General features: G+C 63.3%; 15 protein-coding genes and 1 pseudogene. 12 read left to right on the top strand and 4 right to left on the bottom strand.

Annotation, left to right across the window (positions count from 1 at the left end; genetic code table 11):
* Positions 1-72 precede the first annotated feature (72 nt).
* The 5 genes and pseudogenes from A9975_RS26525 to A9975_RS26505 all read left to right on the top strand — a co-directional run bounded on the left by A9975_RS26525 (position 73) and on the right by A9975_RS26505 (position 5034).
* A complete protein-coding gene (locus A9975_RS26525) occupies positions 73-1251 on the top strand; it encodes a DegT/DnrJ/EryC1/StrS aminotransferase family protein (RefSeq protein ID WP_183035342.1) in 1179 nt (392 codons plus the stop codon).
* Between the two features lie 81 nt (positions 1252-1332).
* Positions 1333-1989 (top strand): phosphatase PAP2 family protein, encoded by a 657-nt coding sequence (locus A9975_RS26520; RefSeq protein WP_183035341.1) that lies wholly within the window; start codon positions 1333-1335, stop codon positions 1987-1989.
* Between the two features lie 916 nt (positions 1990-2905).
* Positions 2906-3094 (top strand): annotated as a pseudogene (locus A9975_RS26515) (response regulator transcription factor); the annotation flags it as partial.
* Positions 3074-3436 (top strand): LuxR C-terminal-related transcriptional regulator, encoded by a 363-nt coding sequence (locus tag A9975_RS38630; protein WP_183035450.1) that lies wholly within the window; start codon positions 3074-3076, stop codon positions 3434-3436. The pseudogene A9975_RS26515 and the gene A9975_RS38630, both read left to right, overlap by 21 nt.
* A gap of 956 nt (positions 3437-4392) precedes the next feature.
* Positions 4393-5034 carry an XpsR family transcriptional regulator gene (locus A9975_RS26505; RefSeq protein ID WP_183035340.1) on the top strand — a complete coding sequence of 214 codons (642 nt, stop codon included), beginning with the start codon at positions 4393-4395 and terminating at the stop codon, positions 5032-5034.
* 202 nt (positions 5035-5236) lie between these two features.
* Here A9975_RS26505 and A9975_RS26500 read toward each other — a convergent pair whose 3' ends face one another.
* Positions 5237-7243 carry a nucleoside-diphosphate sugar epimerase/dehydratase gene (locus tag A9975_RS26500; protein WP_183035449.1) on the bottom strand — a complete coding sequence of 669 codons (2007 nt, stop codon included), beginning with the start codon at positions 7241-7243 and terminating at the stop codon, positions 5237-5239.
* Positions 7244-8452: 1209 nt separating this feature from the next.
* Here A9975_RS26500 and A9975_RS26495 point away from each other — a divergent pair.
* Positions 8453-9274, top strand: coding sequence for a transcriptional regulator (locus A9975_RS26495; RefSeq protein ID WP_183035448.1), 822 nt, complete (start codon positions 8453-8455; stop codon positions 9272-9274).
* A 55-nt stretch (positions 9275-9329) separates the two neighbouring features.
* Here the strand turns inward: A9975_RS26495 and A9975_RS26490 are convergent, their stop codons facing one another.
* On the bottom strand, positions 9330-10370 hold the full coding sequence (locus A9975_RS26490; RefSeq protein ID WP_370565550.1) for a helix-turn-helix domain-containing protein: 1041 nt from the start codon (positions 10368-10370) through the stop codon (positions 9330-9332).
* Between the two features lie 765 nt (positions 10371-11135).
* On the opposite strand from A9975_RS26490, the gene A9975_RS26485 reads away from it, so the two are divergent.
* The 6 genes from A9975_RS26485 (at position 11136) to A9975_RS26460 (ending at position 18415) form a co-directional block, all read left to right on the top strand.
* Complete coding sequence (locus A9975_RS26485) at positions 11136-11912, top strand: XpsR family transcriptional regulator (RefSeq protein WP_370565592.1); 777 nt, start codon at positions 11136-11138, stop codon at positions 11910-11912.
* Positions 11913-12392: 480 nt separating this feature from the next.
* A complete protein-coding gene (locus A9975_RS26480) occupies positions 12393-14111 on the top strand; it encodes a hypothetical protein (RefSeq protein ID WP_183035337.1) in 1719 nt (572 codons plus the stop codon).
* A gap of 173 nt (positions 14112-14284) precedes the next feature.
* Positions 14285-15406: a hypothetical protein gene (locus A9975_RS26475; RefSeq protein ID WP_183035336.1), complete on the top strand. Its 1122-nt coding sequence runs from the start codon at positions 14285-14287 to the stop codon at positions 15404-15406.
* A 439-nt stretch (positions 15407-15845) separates the two neighbouring features.
* The gene (locus A9975_RS26470; RefSeq protein WP_255503487.1) at positions 15846-16790 is read left to right on the top strand and encodes an EAL domain-containing protein; all 945 of its coding nucleotides are present in this window, start codon (positions 15846-15848) and stop codon (positions 16788-16790) included.
* Between the two features lie 117 nt (positions 16791-16907).
* Positions 16908-17480: a nitrogen fixation protein NifQ gene (locus A9975_RS26465; RefSeq protein WP_183035335.1), complete on the top strand. Its 573-nt coding sequence runs from the start codon at positions 16908-16910 to the stop codon at positions 17478-17480.
* Positions 17481-17620: 140 nt separating this feature from the next.
* Positions 17621-18415 (top strand): hypothetical protein, encoded by a 795-nt coding sequence (locus tag A9975_RS26460; protein ID WP_183035334.1) that lies wholly within the window; start codon positions 17621-17623, stop codon positions 18413-18415.
* A 60-nt stretch (positions 18416-18475) separates the two neighbouring features.
* Here A9975_RS26460 and A9975_RS26455 read toward each other — a convergent pair whose 3' ends face one another.
* Positions 18476-19726: a phage tail protein gene (locus A9975_RS26455; RefSeq protein WP_255503483.1), complete on the bottom strand. Its 1251-nt coding sequence runs from the start codon at positions 19724-19726 to the stop codon at positions 18476-18478.
* 269 nt (positions 19727-19995) lie between these two features.
* Positions 19996-21387 carry a PLP-dependent aminotransferase family protein gene (locus A9975_RS26450; RefSeq protein WP_183035333.1) on the bottom strand — a complete coding sequence of 464 codons (1392 nt, stop codon included), beginning with the start codon at positions 21385-21387 and terminating at the stop codon, positions 19996-19998.
* Positions 21388-21438: the final 51 nt, after the last annotated feature.

Raw genomic sequence — 21438 nt, 5'->3', positions numbered from 1 at the left:
CTGGCAGCAGCTTTCTTGGGATTGCTGTATTGCTAATTTTTAGAAAAATAGGTACGTAATTATTTAATTATAATGCTGAATACACGACTTTCGCCGTGGCCGAGCTTTACCGTCGAAGAAGCCGTCGCCGTGCAACAGGTTTTGTTGTCCAATAAAGTGAACTACTGGACCGGTACCGAAGGTCGAGAATTTGAGCGTGAGTTCTCCGCTTGGGTCGGCACTAGCTACGCCGTGGCGTTGGCAAACGGCACACTTGCCCTCGACGTCGCCCTGAAGGCCCTGGACATCGGCGCCGGCCACGAAGTGATTGTCACCTCTCGCACCTTCCTGGCTTCAGTCTCCAGTATCGTATTGGCCGGCGCAACTCCGGTCTTTGCCGATGTCGATCGCGATGATCAGAACATCACTGCCGACACGGTGCGTGCAGTGTTGACGCCGCGGACCAAAGCCATCATCTGCGTGCACCTCTCGGGCTGGCCGTGCGACATGGATCCCATCATGGCACTGGCCAAAGAGCATGGCCTTGCGGTGATCGAGGATTGCGCCCAAGCGCACGGGGCTGTCTATAAAGGGCGGGCCGTCGGTTCCATCGGTGACATCGGGGCCTGGTCTTTCTGCCAGGACAAGATCATGACCACGGGCGGCGAGGGGGGGATGGTTACCACCAACGACCGTGATCTGTGGGCGCGGATGTGGGCCTACAAGGACCATGGCAAGAGTTATGAAGCTGTCTACGAGCGGGAGCATCCGCCCGGTTTCCGCTGGTTGCATGAGTCGTTTGGCACCAACTGGCGCATGCTGGAGATCCAGGCGGCTATTGGTCGTATTCAACTGAAGCGCATGGCGGACTGGACCGCACGGCGCACGATGAATGCGATGACGCTGGTTGAGGCGCTTAAGCCGTGCAAGGCGCTGCGGGTGCCTTTGCCGCCGGTTGGCGTGGAGCATGCCTGGTACAAGTTCTATGCGTTCGTGCGGCCCGACGCGTTGGCTGCGGGCTGGGATCGGGACAGAATCATGGCAGAGATCAATGCCGCTGGGGTTCCATGCTATTCGGGGTCCTGCTCCGAGGTGTATCTGGAGAAGGCGTTTGACGATACGGGATGGCGACCGGCCGAGCGATTGCCGGTGGCCAAGGAACTGGGCGAAACCAGCTTGTTGTTCCTTGTGCATCCGACTTTGACTGAGGCAGAGATCGGGCGGACCGCGCACGCGGCACGCGCGGTGTTGGAGCGGGCTATGCGAGCTTGATGAGGGAGAGCGTGTGAAGGTGGGGATGGTGCCTGTTGCTTGCAGGAAGGCTCGGGGGATTGATTGCGTGGGCGGTGGACTATGACGCTGTGGCCTCTCGTCATCCCTTTTGGTGATAGCTCCTGGACATTGCCTCTTTCTGCTTCCATCGCCATCGCCCTGCTGCTCGGTGGAAATCGGGGACTCGCTGTGCGTTGGATGGCTTGCTTCGGCGCCGGCCTTGCCGTGATTGTTGCGGGAAAGCTGGCATTTGACCTTGGTGGGTGGTGCCTGCCGGCGCTCGGCTTTTACAGCATCAGCGGCCACGCTATGCAGACCACGGCAATCTATCCGCTTCTGTTCATGCTGCTCTTTTCGGCGCTGGGGCCGCGAGCCGCGCGATGTGGATTCCTGCTGGGGCTGGCGGCGTCGATGTTCATGGCGGTAACGTTGTTGGCCGGCAACTATCACACGCTGTCTGAAACGCTGGCTGGCATGGCGGTTGGTGCGGCGGTGGTCTGCACGTATCTGCGCTGGCAGCCGAAGTTGCGGCTGGCGCAACTGTCCTTGCTTGTCGCGTTGCCAGTTGCCGTGGTGCTGCTGGTCGATATGCACAGCACGGTCAATCCGACCAAGGCGGCGCTTTGGCAACGCGCGGCGATTTGGTTCGGCGCTACCGAGCAATATACGCGGCAGATATCTACGGATCCCGTCAGCGGCACGCGGCGGGTAGCTGTGCGGGTGCGTAGTCTTTCTTGAGCCATTAGGCGCGTCGTCGCGGCGCAGGTGGCTCCCTTTGTGCAGGCATGGCGTATCTCGCCTGTGATGCACGTATGTGCATTGTCCGCGTTCTCCTTCGCGTAAGTCCTGTAGTTGCCGTTACCTATTTGCCTCACGGCACGCCCGTTCCCCTAAGTGCTGCGTGGCGAAGAGGGCTCGGCCAGGCGTCTGGCAATCAGCGCAGGATTAATCTAAGATTGCGCCGGTCCGCAATGGTGGTCGGACTAATGTCACTTGTCTCCGTATATCCCGCCAGCCTAAAAAGAGAAGTTCGGCTGCTTCGAGCTAACGGTGGCCCTTGCTATCTTCGGGTAGGCGAGATTCCCCGAAATCCTATTGGCGAGTTCTTCCGTTTATGTCGACGTCGTTTCCTTTGCAGTCATGTGCTCCCGATGCGGCGATAGAGTTTGATCAACTGCTGACAGCGGTGGCCCGGCTTCCCGCAGCCCGGCTGGAGGCCTTGCGTGCGGCCGTCGAGATCGAGCGTGCCACGCGTGCCAATGCGTATGCCGTGCAAGCGGTCAATCAGCCTCCCGGCAGTAATATGCAGCGGGCGCGTTCGCGCGTTCCTGGTCAGCTAAGCTGGACCCTTTATCGGGAAATCGAGAATCCGTTTTGCGGTATCAGGGGCAAGAAGCTCTCTCGCCTGGGTTACACGGAACAGTCCGGAACCCCTATCCGTTCCCCGCTCGAGGGCTGTATTAAGAACGTTGCGGAGAGGGACGGGGTGTTCATGTCTCCGCGTTTTGATTGGTCTCATGCGCTGCGAGGGAAATCCGATTCGCATCGGCTCAGGCCCGCGCCGGCGCTTCAGCTCGAATCCTGGATGACCCCGGAAGAGAATGCCGAGAGGCTGCCGTCGACGAACCGGCCTGACGCGAGGCATGCGATGCCACCGGAAGCTGTCGCTCAGTTGGGCCTGACGGCGCGCCAGGATGCGGTCCTCACGCTGATTGGCGAAGGCCTGTCCAACAAGCTGATTGCTCGCCGTCTGGGGCTGACGGAGAACACGGTGAAAGAGCATGTCTCTGCCATCCTGCAGCGGCTTGGGGTGAGCACCCGCATGCAGGCAGCGCTGCGCTTGAGCGGGAGTGCGGCGCGCGCTGCGGATGCCTGGGCGCATGGCGCCGGCGGCTCGGCGCCCGGCAACCCGGCGGGTGGCGGCGCGCTGGGGCAGGGTGGGTTGCATGCGGCAATGCTCCCGGGCCTCACGCCACGTCAGTTCACGGTTTGGATGCTGATTGGGGAGGGCCTGCCCAACAAGCTCATCGCGCGTCGCCTGGGGTTGACGGAGAACACCGTAAAGGAACACGTCTCCGAAATCCTGCGGCGGCTCAATGTGCGTACCCGCATGCAGGCAATGCTGCACATAGAACGGCTGAGAGAGGCGCCCCAGGCGGTAGCTCCGGCGCTCGGCTATTTGTAGTCCACAGCCGTTGTCCTGCGCCTCCCGGGAATGCGGTGCTATGTGCAGTTGGGTCCAGTTTCCGCTGGCTGCTGCGTGCCATTGCCCGTGGCCGCATTTGTGCCCTCCTTTTTTTGCCGCATATCCGTTGCTGCAACAAAATTTGAATCCCCCATCAGGAGGGATCTGATAAATTAATATTCACGAAAATGTAGTTGATTGAAAACTCTTATCTCTGAATTCAAAATAATAAAATTTGTAATGTGGTGGTTATGCGTTAGAGTTCGCTTCGTCGATTCTGGCACTTTTCTATATACATGCTTTCATCGCGGAACCGATGAGCGATGAGCTTGGATATCACCGGTCAGAACGGTTTTGTCACTTGTCTCTTCCTGCCCCATTCTCCAGTGAAATATCGATATGCGTTTGCCGGGGGAATATCGTGGGTATCTCGAGAGATTGCATCAAAAAACCATAAGTGAGTAGATAAAAAGGCCATCCACGGCAACGCCGCAGCTGGCCTTCCGGCTATATCCGCCGCAGAGCGGGGATGGCGCCCAAGCAAGGGATGCCACTCAGGCCATGACGTAACACGCAAAAGCTCCCGGCGCCCCCCCGACACTCATCCATGCGATGGCGTCGAGCCGAGACAGATCAAGCCAACAGCACGCTGCGCGTGAGGACGTTTTCCATCGAGCGGGCTTCAGCCCGTCACCTTGCGCCGCCGGCGTGCAGATGTTCGGCGAACGATCACAGCGGCACGCCAGCGCTCGTAGAAGGCGCCCGGGCGGCAGGGGTCCCACCAAGCGTTAGGGGGTAGCATGCAGCAGCTAGGGGTATTCACAAGCGAAGAACTGGATAGTTACTTCGCATCTTTTGTCGGGATGGAAGGGGGGAACCCTCAGGCTTCCGTCTGGTTCTGCGACCGCAGCCCGCATCCGTGGCTGGAGCCGATATCGCGGCCGTTGGCGCCGCGCATGGAGCCGCTCGCGTGGGATGCGGCGTTCCGGGCGAAGCACCAGGGGGATATGGGGCGGTGGCTCCAGCATCAGCGTATTGCCCGCATCATGGCGGCGGCCCGTGCCGAGGCGCTGGGCGAGCGGGTGGGCGACGAGGCCTGGAAGCCTTATTTCTGGGAGCGGCTGTACGCGCCAGATGGCGCCGAGTTCAAGCTGAACCTGTTTCCGTTGCCTGCGCAACTCGATGGGTTGACGCCGTGGTCCAAGGTGTTCCGGGGCCAGCCGGAACTGGTGCCCAAGGATCGTTACCTGGCGCTGTGCCGGCGTGGCGCGCGTTTTCGCATGCTGAACAAGCTGTGCGCGCGCTGGCGGCCCAAGGTGGTGGTCTGCCTGGGTTATCGGCATGCCGATGACTATATGCAGGCTTTCGGGCTCGATGAGTCGGCGGGAGAGGAGCGGCTGTTGCAGCCGGCTGACCTGGCGAGGGTATTGCGTGTCTTCAGGCGGGATGGCACCAGCTGGATCATCTGCCCCGTGCTGGCTGGCTGTGCCGGGCTGACTTCGGACGTGCAGCTCAATGCGTTCGGGCAGTTGCTTGGCGCCATGCTCGAGCCGAGCGATTTCGGAGAACTGGCGGGGGCTTGCCTGGACTATGCCTGAATGCCGGGGAGGTTCACGGCCAGCGGGATCGGGAGGATATGTGGCGCTGGCAGACGCATGGCGCCCCCCTGATCTGCACCCGGCAGAACACAACTCTGGCGCTATCGCCGCCGTAGCCGGTACTGCCGGCCTGAGTGTCAATGTCCTGCCGAATGCAATGGGTTGCTTGAACAGATAGTGCGGCTAGCTCACGAACCTGGGGTCAGCTCGCGTGGGCTTGCTTGGCGTTGAGTTCGGCAAAATCGGCCAGGACTTCTTCCGCTCCGCGCGCACGCGCGCCCAAGGGGAAGGGCACCAGCACGCGCGAACGCGCGGGTTTGCGGGGCTTGCTGCCGTCCAGTGAGCTGTAAGGCGCGTACTCCGGCACGATGGCTTGTACCAGGCTCTGGATCTTGAGCGTGTCGCGCGTGTCGCATGCGGCAAACAGTGCGGCCAGGTAATCGTGCAGCGAGGCCTCCTCCATGGAGTGCTCTTTTGCACACATGATGCGGGTGTGCGAGCTAGGGATGACGCCGTCGCCAATCAGCAGTTCTTCATAGAGTTTCTCGCCAGGGCGCAGGCCTACCACTTTGATCTCGATATCGCCGGCGGGGTTGTCTCTGGTTTTTTCCTGAAGGCCGGACATGTCAATCATGGTACGAGCCAGATCCACGATGCGTACCGGGTCGCCCATGTCTAGCACGAAGACCTCGCCGCCCTTGGCCATCGCGCCTGCCTGGATCACAAGCTGGGCGGCTTCGGGGATTAGCATGAAGTAGCGTACGACGTCGGCGTGGGTGATCGTGATGGGCCCGCCACCTTCAATTTGCCGGCGGAACAGCGGGACCACCGAGCCGGAGGAGCCGAGGACATTGCCGAAGCGCACCATCGAGAAGTTGGTTCGGGTTCTAGGACGCGCGGCGGCAGCCTGGAAGACCAGTTCCGCCATGCGCTTGCTCGCACCCATGATGTTGGTCGGGCGCACGGCCTTGTCAGTTGAGACCAGCACGCAGGTCTCGACGCCATACATGTGGGCGACATCGGCTACGGTCAGCGAGCCCAGCACGTTGTTTCGAATGCCTTCGGGCATGTTCGACTCGACCAGGGGCACGTGCTTGTACGCCGCGGCATGGTAAATCGTGTCGACCCGGTTCTGGCGCACCGCGGCCGTAACGATTTCGGGGTCGCACACCGAGCCGATGCGCGCCGACACGTCCAGGTCGGGAAAGAGCTGCCGCAGTTCCTGCTCGATCGTATAGAGCGCAAATTCGGAGTGTTCCAGCAGGACCAGTTTGCGCGGCTCCTGTGTGGCGATCTGCCGGCAGAGCTCGCTGCCGATCGAGCCACCGGCACCGGTCACCATCACGACCTTGTTGCGAGTATTTTTTGCAAACAGGTTTTTGTTGGGCGGTACCGGTTCGCGGCCAAGCAGGTCCTCGATACGGATTTCGCGGATGGATTGCGTGGTGATCTTGCCGTCCACCATTTCCAGCAGGGTTGGCAGGGTGCGCACTTCCACCGCATGGGCGCGCAAGCTATCGACTACCTCGCGGCGCCGCTGCGGTGAGGCTGACGGAATGGCCAGTACAACTTCGTCGATGCTCAGCTTGCTTAGTTGGTCGGCAAGGCGGCTCACGTCATAGACAGGCAGGCCGGCCACGATCTTGTTGTTCAGCGTAATGTCGTGATCGAAGAAGCAAAACGGCTGGTGATCGGGGCTGGCACGCATCGCAAGGGCCAGCTGGTAGCCGGCCTCGCCAGCGCCAAAGATGGCAAGCCGGGCCACCTTGCCGCGATTCTTGCGGTATTGCGAGGTGCGCAGCAGCGCGCGTGCCAGGAAGCGCGAGATGACGACGTACGTAAAGGCGATAAACCAATAGATCAGCATGCCCGTGCGCGGCAGGTAGTCGTCCTGCAGCAGTACCGATGCAAGATAGGTGAGGCCGATCAGTGCGGCCAGGCTGACGCCAGACATCCACAGCACCTTGAGATCGATATACCGCAGCACCGTGCGGTAGAGCCCGCTCAGGTAGAACACCGGGATGGTGAGGAACGCAATTGCCAATGGCGGCAATGCGCCGTACTGATTAAGCAGATCGGCATCGCCTTTTCTTAACAGCAGGGCGAGCGAGAAGCACAGGGGCAGGATCATCAAATCGGCTGCCACCATCAGAACGACTTTGCCACGGCGCGGAAGTGCGAGTAGCCATTGAGTAAGCGCGGATGTCATATGCATAGACCACATTGCGAATCCGACACCAGAGAGATTGGTGCGGTAAATCATGACTGCCTTGCGTGCTGCAGGATGAGGCGAGGGAATGCCGGATAAGGGCGAGCCGATTGCGGCTGGCGTCGCGGGAGGCGTCCTTCGTCTTGCGAATGGTGCGAATAGTGCGGCGCGGTGATAGCTACCGGTACCCTGCGTGAGAAGGGAACGAGAGGGGATTGTTGGCACCATGGTGCGGCATTGCTGGGGGAGGCCCTGCAATGCGCTGTGGGCTTGGGCTGGGGAGAGAAGTCGAAGGGGCGAGGGTGGAGGCTGCGCGTGCTGCTGATCCACTCACGCATCGCTAGCGCATGGCTAGCGCTATTTAATATGTCTAAAAGGTCTGCGCTTTTTTTCGATTTTTCTATCCCTGCGTAAGTGGGGATTTCCGAATGGATTCGGATATTGAGTAGGGGGCTTTCGATCTCTATCGCCACTTCGTCGACCTGCTAATTGCGAAACCAGCTCCGGGCGACTCTGCGTTCCAGCGTGGGCATCGGTGCGGCAGTTGCTGAAGACCCGGTTGTCCGCTGGGTAGACGGCGATTTTTCCCGTGAACGGGCTATCGACCCGTTCGGGGATCAACAGCGCGTCGATGACATGGCCCACACGCTCTCATCGGCTGGGGATCTGCCTGTCTCCGCCCGCTGTTTATCCGGGTCCTCGGGCTCGATTGAAATCGAGGCGCGCGGCACTGGCGGATCGGATGGCGCTTTCGGCACTTGGCGAAACGGCTCCCTGGCGGAAACGGAATGTGTTCTGTCAGGTGCGTTTGCGGTTGACGTGGACCGGGCTGGCGCGGTGCCGGATGGCTTGCCGGCGAGGCTCACGCGTCACCATGCCGGGCCGCTGGCGTTGCTTACCTGCCAACTGGAGTGCGAATCTCCGCACCAATTGCCAGAAAGTGAGACGCACGGTCAAGAGGCGGGCGGGCGTGGCTTTAATCTTGGGCGCTAGAGACCGTTGTCTATAAGGCGTGCGCGAAAGGGGGTGGCTTGGCAACCCCTGCCCCAGAACTCGAAGAGAGCGGGGAACCGACGCAACCGGGGCAATGCCGGCAGCGATCCGATGTCTTGATGGGTCATTAGGCGTACGACGGGCATGATGGGGGTGTTGGTGATGGCTGAGTTATCTGGTTTTGCTGGTTTGTCTGGTTTGTCTGATATGTCTGGAATGACGGAGCAGGGTGGGGGCGCCCTGAGCCGTGAGCAGCTCGATGCTTACTTTGCTTCCTACGTGGGCATGGAGGGGGGGAGTCCGGCTAGCGCGGTTTGGTTCTGCGACAGCATGCCGACTTCGGATGGCACGCGGCTGCCCGCGCAGCTTGACCCGGTGCTTGAGGTGCCGGCGTGGGATGCGGAGTTCAGGCTGCGGCATCTACACGAGATGGGCAAATGGCAAACGCACCAGCGCATTGCGCGCATCATGGCGGCGGCCCGGGAGATGGTGCTGTTTGGCCGGGACGATAGCGGCGATTGGCAGCGCTATCTTGCGCAATATCTTTACCGGCCGCGCGGATGGGATTTCAAGCTGAGCTTGTTCCCCTTGGCCATCCGTTCTGAGAACGGGTTGCCGTGGACGCAATTGCACGGCAGCCAGCCGGAGCTGAACCCTAAATCCAAATACCTCGCGCTGTGCCGCAATGGTGCCCGGTTCCGCTTTATCGCCCAGTTGCGCCGGCGCGAGCAGCCCAAGGTGGTGGTTTGCCTTGGCGAGCGCTTCGAGGCGGATTACCTGCAGGCCTTTGGCATGCGGGGCGTGCCATATACCACGCACACATTGCAGCCAGCTGATCAGGCGAGGGAACTGCGTGTTTATGAAAGCGAGGGTACAAACCTGATTATTTGTCCCGCGGTGGCCGGGGCTGCCGGATTAGCCTCTGATGTGCTGCTGAACGCCATGGGGCGTTTTATCAGCCAATGGCTGACCATGGCCGATTTTCAGGTAAGACCGCACGAGACGGCGCTTTACGAGGCGGAGTACTACCCGGCCTGAGATGGCGATTCAGTGGCCGTTGGTGTGTGGCTCAGTACGGTTCTCAACACTGGTCTCAGCACTGTTGCCGATGCAGCCACTGCCGGAAGGCATCGCCTTGCGCCGCGAACGCGGCTTGCCGGAATTCGGTGTTCTCGGGGCTGGTGGCATAGGCGCGCAGGTCGCTGGGCGACATGCCCAGGGATCGGCGGAACGCACGGGTGAAGTCCGATGCACTATTGAAGCCCAGTCCGTAGGCGATATTGCTGATCGGCAGGCTGGGGAACTTCACGAGGTCGGCGGCGGCGGCCCGCAGGCGGCTCTCGCGGATATAGGCCTGCACGCCGCCTTCTTGCTCGAACAATCGATATAGGGTCGGGCGGGAGATTTCCATCCTGGCGAGCAGCTTGTCGGGGGACAGCCCCGCCGCGCCGGGGTCGGCGTCGATCAGCCGGCGCGCCCGGGCCAGCATGGCGCTGCGCGCGGCGGCGCGCTCGCCTTCCTGAAGGCGCGCGCCTTTGCGAAAGGCGGCGGTGAGCAGTTGCACGCTGGCGTGCATGGCCCGGGCAGCCGCTTGCGGCGCCATGCCGGGGATCTCGCGGCTCAGCGCCGTCAGGTGCTCCACGGCCAGCCGGGTCAGCGGGGTGTTGGTTTGCACGATGCGCCCGTGCGCGGCCTCGGCGCCGAGAAAGATGGAATCCATCATCGCGCGTGGCACGAAGACCGAGAGCGCGCGCACGGCACCCCGGTGCATGTGGATGGGCTGCCCATGGTCCGTGAGCAGGATGCCGCCCTGTTGCGGCATGGGGTTGTGCCGCCTGCCCTCGACCACGCCGGCGCTGCCCTCGACGAACACCTGGAGCGCATAGTGCCGCATGGTGTCCGTGGAGATGCGCGCGACGTTGCGCGCAAGGGATAGGCCATCGCAGCGGCAGTCCGTGAAGAGCATGTCCTCGACCAGGTAGCGGTCGATGGAGGCCTGGAACGGGGCGGCCAGGGTGTCCCGGGTGAGGTTGACGTCCATCACATGCCCGACACGTTGGCGCCAGGCGAGGATTTGTCCCACGCTAGCGTCACGGGGCCCGTCGCCGCCTACCTGGAAATGGGTATGCGGCACGCGCGCGTCCGGGGCCGCGGGCTGTGGTTCCGATCGGGGCGGTGCAAGTGCGATGGGAGGCTCGGTCATGGGCGTTGGGCGCACCCGGTGCTGCATAGGACCGGCAAAACGCCGGCGCATCGGCACCACTGTATCGAAAAACCGAGGTTCTTGCAGGCAACGCGTTGTGCCTGTCCCAATTGCATGTCTGTACTTTTGCCATGTACGGGCAATGTACGGGCCATGTATGCGCCATGGACTTGCCGTGTGCTTTCCGTGCACACGCCACTTACCGCCGCCCGATTGTGCGATGCCGCGCAAAGTGCCGTTACCCCGCGTAAGAAGGGAAAGAAGACTGCCGCGAATCCCTCCAAAGGGGGGCGCGTCATGATCAAATCTCACGCAGAATCTTGCACCGCCAAGTGATTGTTTCGCGCAAACGAGATCGGGCTTTTTGGGGCGGTAGCGGGAGCGTCGCGGGTTTGACGATATACGTTCCGGCAATCGATTTCCCAAAGGGAAAAGCACCGATCCAGATTGGTTGTAGGCAGGTCAAATCCGTCGGAGCCAGGCATTGGTTTTATGCCGGCCGGCATCCGAGACGAAGCAGGTGGGAGGCGCGGGAACGCGGGCATCTTCGCATTCCCCGCCAGCGGGTTGTCTCCATCGTTCTATTAGAGATTTGCCGATGCATTCGAGGCGTCTCACGGCCCGTCACGTCGTATAGGTAGGTACTGCCTCAGCGCGTGGGCATCTTTAATTCCACCAAGCGGTAGGGGCATGGAAATAGAACAAAAGACAGTATTCTCACGTGAGCAGCTGGACGCGTACTTCGCGTCTTACGTTGGTATGGAAGGGGGAAATCCGGCGGCGGCTGTCTGGTTTTGCGACAGCACACCGCATCCTTGGGTCGAGTCGCTGGTAGCGCCACTGGAGCCGCGCATGCAACCGGGGGCGTGGGACCGCGCCTACCGTGAGCGCCATCGCGAGAGCATGGAGCGCTGGCAGTCGCATCAGAAGATTGCCAGGATCATGGCGGCGGCGCGTGCGCAGACCTTTGCATCCCCGCAGAGCGAGTGCGACTGGAAGCATTACTTTGATCAGCATCTCTATGCGCCGGGGGGCGCGGAGTTCAAGCTCAGCTTGTTTCCATTGCCGGCGCACCTGATTGGCCAGACGCCCTGGTCCAAGGCATTTCGCGGGCAGCCGGCGCTGGTGCCCAAGCAGCGCTACCTGGATCTGTGCCGCTCTGGCAGCCGCTTCCGCTTTATCGAGGGCATTCGCAGGGAGTGGAAGCCCAAGGTGGTGGTGTGCCTGGGCGAGCGGCATTTCTCGGATTTCGTATTGGCATTCGGGCTTGAGCAAGCCCGGGTGGGGGATTTCATTTTGCAGCCGGCCGATCTGGCCAAGACGCTGCGCGTGCTGGAGCACGATGGCACGACCTGGATCATGTGCCCCGCACTGGCGGGCGCCTCGGGGCTGACTTCCGATGTGTTGCTTGAAGCCATGGGCCGATATGTGGCGCGCTGGCTGGTGCGGGAGGATTTTCCGGTTCTGCACTAGGCGCGGGGTAGTGCGATGCGAGGCAATGCAAGGATACGCGTTAAAACGCGTTAAAACGCGTTAATGCGCGTTGGCCGGCATCGTTTTACGCGTCCTGACAACCGTAGGAATGGCATGCGGCAGCGATGCCGTTGCAGCTCTCGCGCCGGTGGGGGTTACGGGCTGACATGCAAGTCTGCGCTTTCCCCCTCCTAGTAGGGGTGACACGGTTGTGGAGATTGTTTATCTAGTGAGGCTGGTAAAGGCAGTAGTGCAGTAGCGCAGTAGTGCAGTTTCGCTGTAGTGCTGCCGATTCCGATTGCAAGAGCCAGCCAAGGTATCCATGAGATGCGACGAGCCAGGGCGGTGAAGGGCGCCACATGTGGTGCGCTGCCAAGGCGTGGTCAGGATCCATAGACAACCTAGTGACCCATTGACCTATCGACGTATCGACGCATTGACATATCGACATATCGACGTATCGATTCAGGAGTGAGAAGAGTGCAAACCAATATCAGGAATATCTTTACCCTCGGCATCATGGCTTCCGCCGCAGCGGCACTTGTGGCTTGCGGGGGCGGCTCGGACTCGACGCCGACCCCGACGACGCCATCGGTCACCGTGCAAGGCAAGGCCGTCGACTTCTATCTGTCACAGGCTACGGTGACGTTCCTCGATTGCAGCAACAAGACCACCACGACTACCGCAACCGGGGACTTCACGTTCCCGGCTGGCTGCTCCACCAGCGCGCTCAAGGTGACCGGCGGTACCGACATTGGTACCAACCAGCCGTTCACCGGCGTGCTGCAAGCGCCGGCAGTGACCTACAAGGCCGGCGTAACCCCGGTGATCACGCCGCTGACGACGCTGGTTGCGCAGTTGGGCGCAACCCAGGCTGCGGCGCTGGCGACCAAGCTTGGCCTGCAAGGCAAGGACCTCACCACGCTGGACCCGATGCAGGACGCTGCGGTGCTCAAGGCGGCCGTGCTGGTGCAGCAACTGGTGGACCAGGTTGCAAAGACGCTGGCAGGTTTGTCGAAGGCAACGGGCGGCACGTTGACGGCGGAAGCTGCCGCAGCAGCGGCGGCCAGTGCCGTGGCTAACGCGGTGAATAACGCCTCCGGTACCGCTAACCTGGCCAACAGCACGCTGGTCACGTCGGTGATCAACGCGTCCGTGCAGAACGCCAAGGCAGGTTTCCCGGCCAGTGTCCAGGCCAACATTGCCGCAGTGGCGGCCAACGTCGCCGCGCTGGCCGGCCCGGTTGTGGCCAACCAGGTGTCGAACGTGAACACCGCGCTGGGCACGATCGTGCTGGGCGCGAGCCCCGCCGCTACGCTGGCTGCCTTGCAGCAAAGCGGCTCGGTCAATGCGGTGACCGACAGCGCCAAGTCCACGACGAGCACGGCGCTGGTGGCTGCGGTAACGCCGGCCGCGCTGGCTGATTCCACCCTGACGGCCAACCTGGCCGCGCTCGGCGCTGCCGTGTCTACCGGCAACGCCACGGCGATCCAGACCGCGGCTGGCAACCTGGGCGGCAGCGTCAACAGTGGCGCCATCAACGATGTGGCCAACAGCGTCAAGCCGACCAACTTCATCCAGCTGGCCAGCATGACCATCAACGGCCAGCAGTTCCCGGTGAGCAGCGCCGTGACGGTGCCCGGCCCTACGCTGAGCTCCATCAAGGTGGCGACTTCGCAAAGCGGCGATGCCTTTGCCGGCGGGGCAGCGGAAGTGCGTGCGGGCCTGAGCTACACGTACAACGGCAACAAGGTCGACGTGATCATCGAGAAGGTTGCGCTTACCTTCAACGGCAGCGGCGCGCTGACCGCTGCGCAGGTGCCGGTCAACACGTCGTACTCGTTCCGCATCGGTGGCGGCAGCATCACGGCTAGCGTGGGCCTGACCAATGCAACGGCCGACAACCTGTTCGACAGCGCCAACGGTGGCTCGCTGAACCTGCCGTTCACGGTCTTCCTGGCCAAGCTGCAGAATGCGGGCGCACTGAGTGCCACGCAGATTGCCTCGCTCACGCCCCAGGCGCCCAGCACCTTCCCCGTGACGTTCGCGGTGGCGGGCCAGGGCGGCAAGGCCGTGAGCGTTGCCACCCTGGTGAGCAGCAGCCCGCAGAAGACTGCGGCGCAGACGGTGCAGACCGCCACGTCTACGGTTAGCGGCAACGGCATCACGACCGCGGTCACGCTCACGCTGAACCCCTGATCGGTGCGCAGTGAAGCCCTCCCCGTGGTCAGGGGAGGGTCTGCCCGGTCATCCGTCATGCGCGCCATCTGGCGCTTGTGACGGGTGGCCGGCTTCTTTTTGTGTGCAGTCGGCCGGACCAGGAACTGGCTGACGCCATGGATGAGGTCCGCTCCCGGCCTCGGAGTCTCCCTATGCTGTTGTATCGCACGCGCCGGCTCCGCCATGCCGGCGCCTTGATGCTGGGTTTGTCGTGCGTCGGCGTTGCCCAAGCGGCCCCCGACGATGTGTTTCTGCAGGCCGAGCCCGCTACGGGCGAGTTCACGTCGTTCCGCGTGGAGGCCAGCTATGACATGGTCAACAAGACCGTGGATGTCTTTAACCTGCGAGAGGGCCAGGGTGCCGTGCCGGACAATGCCGGCGACTATCGTGGCGGCAAGCTGATGCTGGGCTACAAGTTCTCGCCGAAGTGGTCGGGATCGGCCACGTACTGGCGCCGCGGCATCGACTACGGGCAGGACAACAACCAGATCGATAGCTGGATGCTGGCCTTGCACTATGACCCGCTGGCCGAGCCTGGCGCGCGGGACCGCATCATGCTGCGCTTCTCCCTTTGGGGCGACCGCGCCGGCAGCCTGACCCGCTCGTCCGCGCTCAAGGTCAGGAATGCCACGTTCAACAGCGTCACGGTCAACGACGCCAACGACATCCAGGGCCAGGCCGATGTGATTTTTTCTGGCGACCTTACCGAGCGCAACAAGCTCACCGGGTTTATTGGCCTTGGCGTCAGCCGCGTGACAATTGGCAGCATCAATACGCGGCTGCAGCAGGGCGCGTGCAATTTCAATGTGAGCATTGGCTCGGACAACATTGCCAGCGGCAACCTGGCGGCGCCTTGCCGCGTGGGCAACACCAACTTGCAGTCGGCGTCGTTTTCAACGGACGCTAGCCAGTACGGCCTGAACATCAATGACGATTTCAATTACACGGCCGGCTTCCTGAACCTGGGTGGCTCCTGGCGCTGGAAGTACGAGAACTTCAGCGCGCGGCTGGGCTATCAGTTCCAGTACCTGTTGCGCAGCAACGTCGATAGCCGCGCGAGTGCCTACGGCTATTCGCCGATCAAGTCAAACCATACGCTGGGGATGGAGCTGTCGTATGCGGTGGTGAAGAATGTGGAGGTGTTCCTGCGTGGGCAGGCATCGCTGTACAACTTCGTTGGCACGATCCCGTTTCTCTATAACGCTGCTACCGCGGGCAAGCTCGATCGCTATTACGGCTATGGCTCGATCGGCATTCGCTTTTCGGGATTTTAAAGCGGGGATTTAGGGCGGGGATTTTAAGGCGGGGAGCGGGGCAATGCGGACTTGGGCGGGACACCCTGGCAAAAAAAAGGAGGTGTAGGCGCAGGGTGCTCCTACACCCCTTGAACAGTTCAGCAAGGGGTCAGTCTTGCTAGTGTGCATTGTCTTACGGCTTGTATTACGTCAGTACCCTGCCTTGGTAGGTGGTCCTCCTTCAGAGGGGAACCTGCGTGATGCGTGGCCATGCGGGCACTGAAAGAATAGGGTTGTGCCTGCATATGTGTGTCTGCGCATGTGTCTGCGCATGTGTCTGTATATGTGTCTGCATATGTGCGGGCCAGCCTTGTAGCATTGCCGGGCGGAATGGCGGTATGGAGTGCTAGCGCGCGAGCTTGATGTGATGCGTGCGCATGTTGCGCCCGACCGTCCAAATGCCTTCCAGGAGCTTAGATTGCATTACGCGTTTTTCAGTGGCACGGCGTCTCCCCGCACAAGGGGGCCGCATCCGGACGGGGTTGGCGCCGGCACCGACAGTGGCGCACCCGATCCGGTGGCCGCGCGCTTGGCCCGGCTGCGCCAGAGGATGGCGTGGCCTGCAGGCGGGCCGCAGGGCGTGGATGCCACGGAACGCGGCCTGGATCACGAGGAGCTGCTCTCGCTCACCCGGGGGGACCTCATCGGTGCGATCGAGTTCGGGCATATCTACCCGGTGTTCCAACCGCAGATCAGCGCGCAGCACGGTGGCATCGTGGGGCTGGAGGTGCTGGCGCGCTGGTCCGACAAGGGGCGGCACCATGCCCCGGAACAGTTTGTCGGCAGCATCACCAGCCATGGCGTGGAGACGCTGTTGCTGGACCATTTCCTGGGCGCATGCGGGCGGGTGCTGACGCGGTTTCCGCAATACACGGGCCGGTTCTCCCTGAACGTCAACCCGAGGACCGCGGCGGCGGCCGGCTTCGTCCAGGGCTTCGTGCGCGCAAGCATTTCCCATGGGCTGGATATCGCCCGCGTGGTGCTGGAGCTGACCGAGCAGACCCGCATTGCCCGCGACAGCGAGGCGCGCCTGCTGGAAAACCTCAACGCGCTTTCCGCCCGTGGCATGGTGATCTCCCAGGACGATTTCGGCTCGGGCTATGCCTCGCTGCAAGCCCTTGGGCTGCTGCCGTTCAAGCAGGTCAAGGTGGACAAGATCCTGCTGCACCGCGCACGCCACGCCGAGCGCGCCCGGCGGCTGTTCTTTTCCTCGGTGGCGCTGGCGCGCTCGTTGGAAATGCAGACGGTGGCCGAAGGCGTGGAGAGCCCGGACGACGTGGTGCTGGCAAGGTCGCTCGGCGCGGATTTGCTGCAGGGGTATGCCATTTCCCCCCCGATGCCCTTCGAGCTGCTCCAGCTTTAGGCCATGCCTGCCCCGGCCTGCGTTTGACTACCGTTATATACATCGCTATATTTCGGTCTTAGGGCATTCGGGCATTTCCCCTCTTTGTTGCCGGCCCGGCTCCACAAGGCATTGCCCGTGAACCAGTCGTTGCTGATCCTCGATGCGTTCTCGCTGTCTCCCGGCGAGCCGGCCTGCCACGCCCTGGCGGGCGTGCTGGAAAGCGCCAACGCTGCCAGGCTGCCCCGGTTCGCGCAGTGGCTCGGGCTTGCCGAGCCCGAGTTCTGGCAGATGCTGGATTACTGTTTTCCGGGTGCCAGGGCGGCGGGGTGGGCGCCGGAGTCGGCGCCGGTCGATGCCGCCGCGTTGCCTTGCGAGTTTGCCGACCTGGTGCAGATGCTGATCGCATCGGGCGATCCCGCTCGCCCCGAAACGCGCTGGGCCGCCCACGCGCTGGCCAGCGGCTGCTTTGGCGGCTCCCATCTCTGGCACGACATGGGCCTGTCGGGCCGGCATGACGTTTCGCGCTTGCTGCAGGCGTATTTCCCCTCGCTCTACGCGGCCAACACCACGGACATGAAGTGGAAGAAGTTCTTCTACCACGAACTATGCCGGCGGCTGGACCTGCACCCGTGCCCCGAACCGGCCTGCGCCGGATGCGACAACTACGCTAGCTGCCACGGCACCGAGTCGGTGATCAGCTGGCGCTAGGCTGCCACGCCAGCGGCCTGGCTGACGTAGAATTCGTCGCTTGAAAATCGCCATAAACAGCAAAATCGCTGAGTGTGGGCGAATTCAATCCGACGTGAGTGGCAATCGTAGCAATGGTGGCAATGGAGGCAATGGTGGCAATGGCCAGAACCTCCCCTTTCCTGTACAGCGTCATCCTGCTGGCGGCATTGGCGCTGCCCGGCATCTCCCAGGCCCGCGAATACCGCGGCCCCGGAACGGTCGGCCAAGGCCCATACCGGCATCAGTTCGTGCTGCGCGATGCGGTGACCGGAGCACCAATGCCGCAAGCGCGCTATCGGCTGGCCCTGCCTGAGCACCAGATCGCCGGCATACCGGTTGGCCCGGGGGACACGGCCAGCGTGGTCTTCGGCATGACCGACCGGCAAGGCCGTACTGTGACGGTGCGCCTGCCCGGGCGCCATGCGCAGTCGCAATGGATTCTCGACGCCATCGTGGGGGAGGGCGATTTTGGCCGGTCATTCTCCACAACGGGTGGCGCCGATGGCGCGCCGGTGCCAAAGATGACGTATGTGCTGGACGTTGAGGGCAGCTATCTGTTCTGCGGCATGACGAATAGCCGCGGAAGCACGCACTTTGCGCAGAGCCGCCAGGTGCGCACGGTAAGTGTGACGGTGGGCGGCACGGACCTGGGCGCAGCGGATTTTGCCTGGTGCAAGCAGGAGGCGGAGGTGATCGCCGCGCTGCCGGCCGACGTTGCGCCGGCGCTGGTGTTCCGGCAGATGCTCGGCCTTTACGAAGCCGGCAAGGCGGGGCTCGATCCGGATTTCCAGGCGCGTATCCGGAGAAAGCTGCGGGACCTGGCACTGGCGAGCGGGGATAGCCAGCAACTGGTGATCGCGCGCAGCCTTGCGCCGGTGCCTGCGGAGCCGCGCTCGGCGCCGCCCGGGCAATGAACGCGTCCGAGGCTTGAGCGGGAAGGAGGCCGGCTTTTTGTATCCCCGGCCTCCGGCTGCTTAGCTCCGCGAGGGATAGAGGCCGTCAGTGCAGATCATGTACGTCAGGCCGTTGGGCGTGACGGACGCAAGATTCGGCAGCGCAAAGTTGCTTGTGCCGTTGCCGCCGAAGTTAGTCCCCAGCAGCGAGAACAGCGCCGCGTATTGCGCGATGGGGAGCAGTCGGCCATCGGCCGGCAGGCCTGTCCCGAACGTCGTGGCGGTTAGCCACACGCTGCCCATCGTGCATTCGGCGCCGCCGGTGCCGCCGCCTGCCGCGTTTCCGGCGTTTTGCCCCAGACCTGGGTTGATGGGGCCTGTGGCGCCGGTCGCGCCTGTCGCCCCCGTGGCCCCCGTGGCCCCTGTTGCTCCCGTGGAACCCGTTACGCCTTGCGCACCGGTGGCGCCGGTCGCGCCGGTCGGCCCCGTCACGCCTTGCGCACCGGTGGCCCCAGTGGCGCCAGTCGCGCCGGTAGCGCCCGTGGCGCCATTGCTCCCGTCGGCACCTTGCGGGCCCTGCGCGCCGGTTGCCCCCGTCGCCCCGGTTGCCCCCACCGCGCCGGTAGCCCCGGTGGGACCTGCCGCACCCGTGGCGCCGGTCGCGCCCGTTGCCCCTGCCGGGCCCACATCGCCCCGGGCCAGTTCCTGCGACACAGTGACCAGCGTGGCGTTGTTGGCCTTCAGGCGCACGATCAGCGCTTCGAGCTTGTCGTCATAGGTGTCGCCGGCTTGCGGCTGGAACACCTGGTTGAGCAGGTTCAGCGTGTCCACCGTCACGCCCAGGTTGGCCAGGCGCTGCTTGGTCAAGGTCAGGGCAGTGGGCAGGCGGTTGCTTGCCGCGCCGGCCGAGGTGGCGGAGAACGTGTTGAAGAAGGCTTCGGTGTCCGGGTTTCCGGTGGCGCTGGCCACCACCAGCTCGGTGATCGGCGTGATGTTGGTCACGCCGGGGCCGAGGATCAGCGTGTGCAGCACGCCGTTCGGGCCGGTCACGCGCGCCGCGCACGGCAGCACCAGGCCGGCGGTGGTGACCGACCAGGCGCCGGTGGCCGAGGTGGTGACGGAGGCCGTGCCAGCCACGCATTTCAGTTCCACGGTGGCATTGGCAATGGGCGCGCCGGTGGCGGCAACGCCGGAGATCGAGGCTGCCGGCGCCACCGTGACCGGCGCGCTGCCGGACGATTGCGCGGTATCGCTGCCGCCGCCACCGCATGCGTTCAGCAGCGAGGCCGCGGCCATGGACAGATAGAGAGCCCGCAATTTTGTTTGCATCATGATTTCCCGTGATTTCCCAAAAACAGTGATCCGCTTGCACACGTCTCGGCCGATGCCGAGGTGCACTTTTTATACGTATTGAAATGAAATGAAATGGAGTGGAGTGGCAGCGCCTGCCGGGCGCAGCAGGGCGTATTTTATCGACGCTTGTCCGCGAGACGGCAAAGTCATTTGCGGTTTCGCCGGCAGACTTTGATGTCGTTGCCAAAACCCAACGAAGCCGGCCAAGCGCCGGCAGGGCCAAGGCGCTATGGCCCGCTACAGCATGTCTACAGCATGGCCGAGTGCAGATGGTGCGGATCGTCCAGCGTATCCGCCACGATCTGCAGCGATTCCTCTACCTCGTCGCGCTCGCCCGGCCCGCCCAGGCAGATCCGGATGGCATCGGGGGGATTGCCATCGGTGGCGAACGCCGCGCTCGACACCACGCCGATGCCGCGCGAGCGCAGGTGCAGTGCCAGCTCGGAAGGGCGCCAGCCGCTGTCCGGGGGAATCGGCAGCCAGAGATGGAAGCCTTCCGGGTCGGCGTCATAGGGCCGTCCCGCCAGCACGTCGCGGGCCAGGAGCTGGCGGGCCACGCACTCGGCGCGGATGGCCTTGAGCATGTCTTCGGCCGTGCCGTCCTTGATCCACGACGTGGCCAGCAGCGTATTGAACGGGCTTGCCATCACCGTGGTGGCGCGCAGGGTGCCGGCCAGCCGCTGGGTCTGGCGTGCCGTGGGGCCGTGGATAAAGGCAATGCGCAATCCGGCGCCAAAGCACTTCGACAGGCCGGTGACGTAGTAGGTGAGTTCCGGCGCGAGCGTGGCCATGGCATCCGGCGTGCGCTGCGGCAGCATGCCGTAGGCATCGTCCTCGATGATCGGCACGCTGTAGCGCAGGGCGATATCCGCCAGGATTTCGCGCCGTCCCTGGGGCATGGTCTTGGTGCTGGGGTTCTGCAGCGTGGGATTGCAGTACAGCGCGCTTGGCTTTTGCGTCTTGCAGAGTGTTTCGAAGGCCGGGCCGAGGGGGCCTTCCTCATCGCTGGGCAGGGCCTGCAGCTGCACGCCGAGCTGCGTGGCGATGGCCTTGATGCCGGGATAGGCCAGCGTATCCAGGCAGATCGTTTGCCCGGGCCGGGCCAGCAGCGACACCAGCGCCACCAGGGCGCTGTGAATCCCCGGGCAGATCAGCACGGTATCCGCGCGGCAGGCGGGCACATAGCGTTTGAGCCAGTCCACCGCTACGGCGCGATCCGCCGGCGTGCCGCCGAAATCCTGGTAGCGCAGCAGGTCGTAGGGATCGGTCGTGCTCATCAGGCGCGCAGCCGACTCGCGCAGCCTCACGGTCAGCGCCGCCGGCTCGGGCGGGTTGTTCATGGTCATTTCGGCGCCAGTGCCCGCGCGCAGCGGCAGGGCCGGCGCGCGCCCGCGCACAAAGGTGCCGCTGCCGGCCTTGGCGTCGATCAGGCCGCGCTTGCGGGCTTCGGCATAGGCACGTGCCACGGTGGTGTAGTTGAGCTGCAGCGCGTCGGCCAGGTCGCGCAGCGCCGGCAGGCGGTCGCGCGCTTGCAAGCGGCCGCTTGCCAGGTCTTCCTCGATCAGGTCGGGGATCATCAGGTAAGCGGGTTTGGTGCTCTCGCCGAGGCGTTTGAGCCAGTGGCTGGCAAGTCCGGGCAAGGTGGGCTCCTGGTGTTCGCGTGTTCGCGGTTGTCGGATGCGGCTTTAGCT

Source organism: Cupriavidus sp. UME77 (assembly GCF_014170355.1).
GTDB lineage: Bacteria > Pseudomonadota > Gammaproteobacteria > Burkholderiales > Burkholderiaceae > Cupriavidus > Cupriavidus basilensis.
Note: the sequence above shows the minus strand (reverse complement) of the source record. Positions and strands in the feature narration are given on the sequence as shown.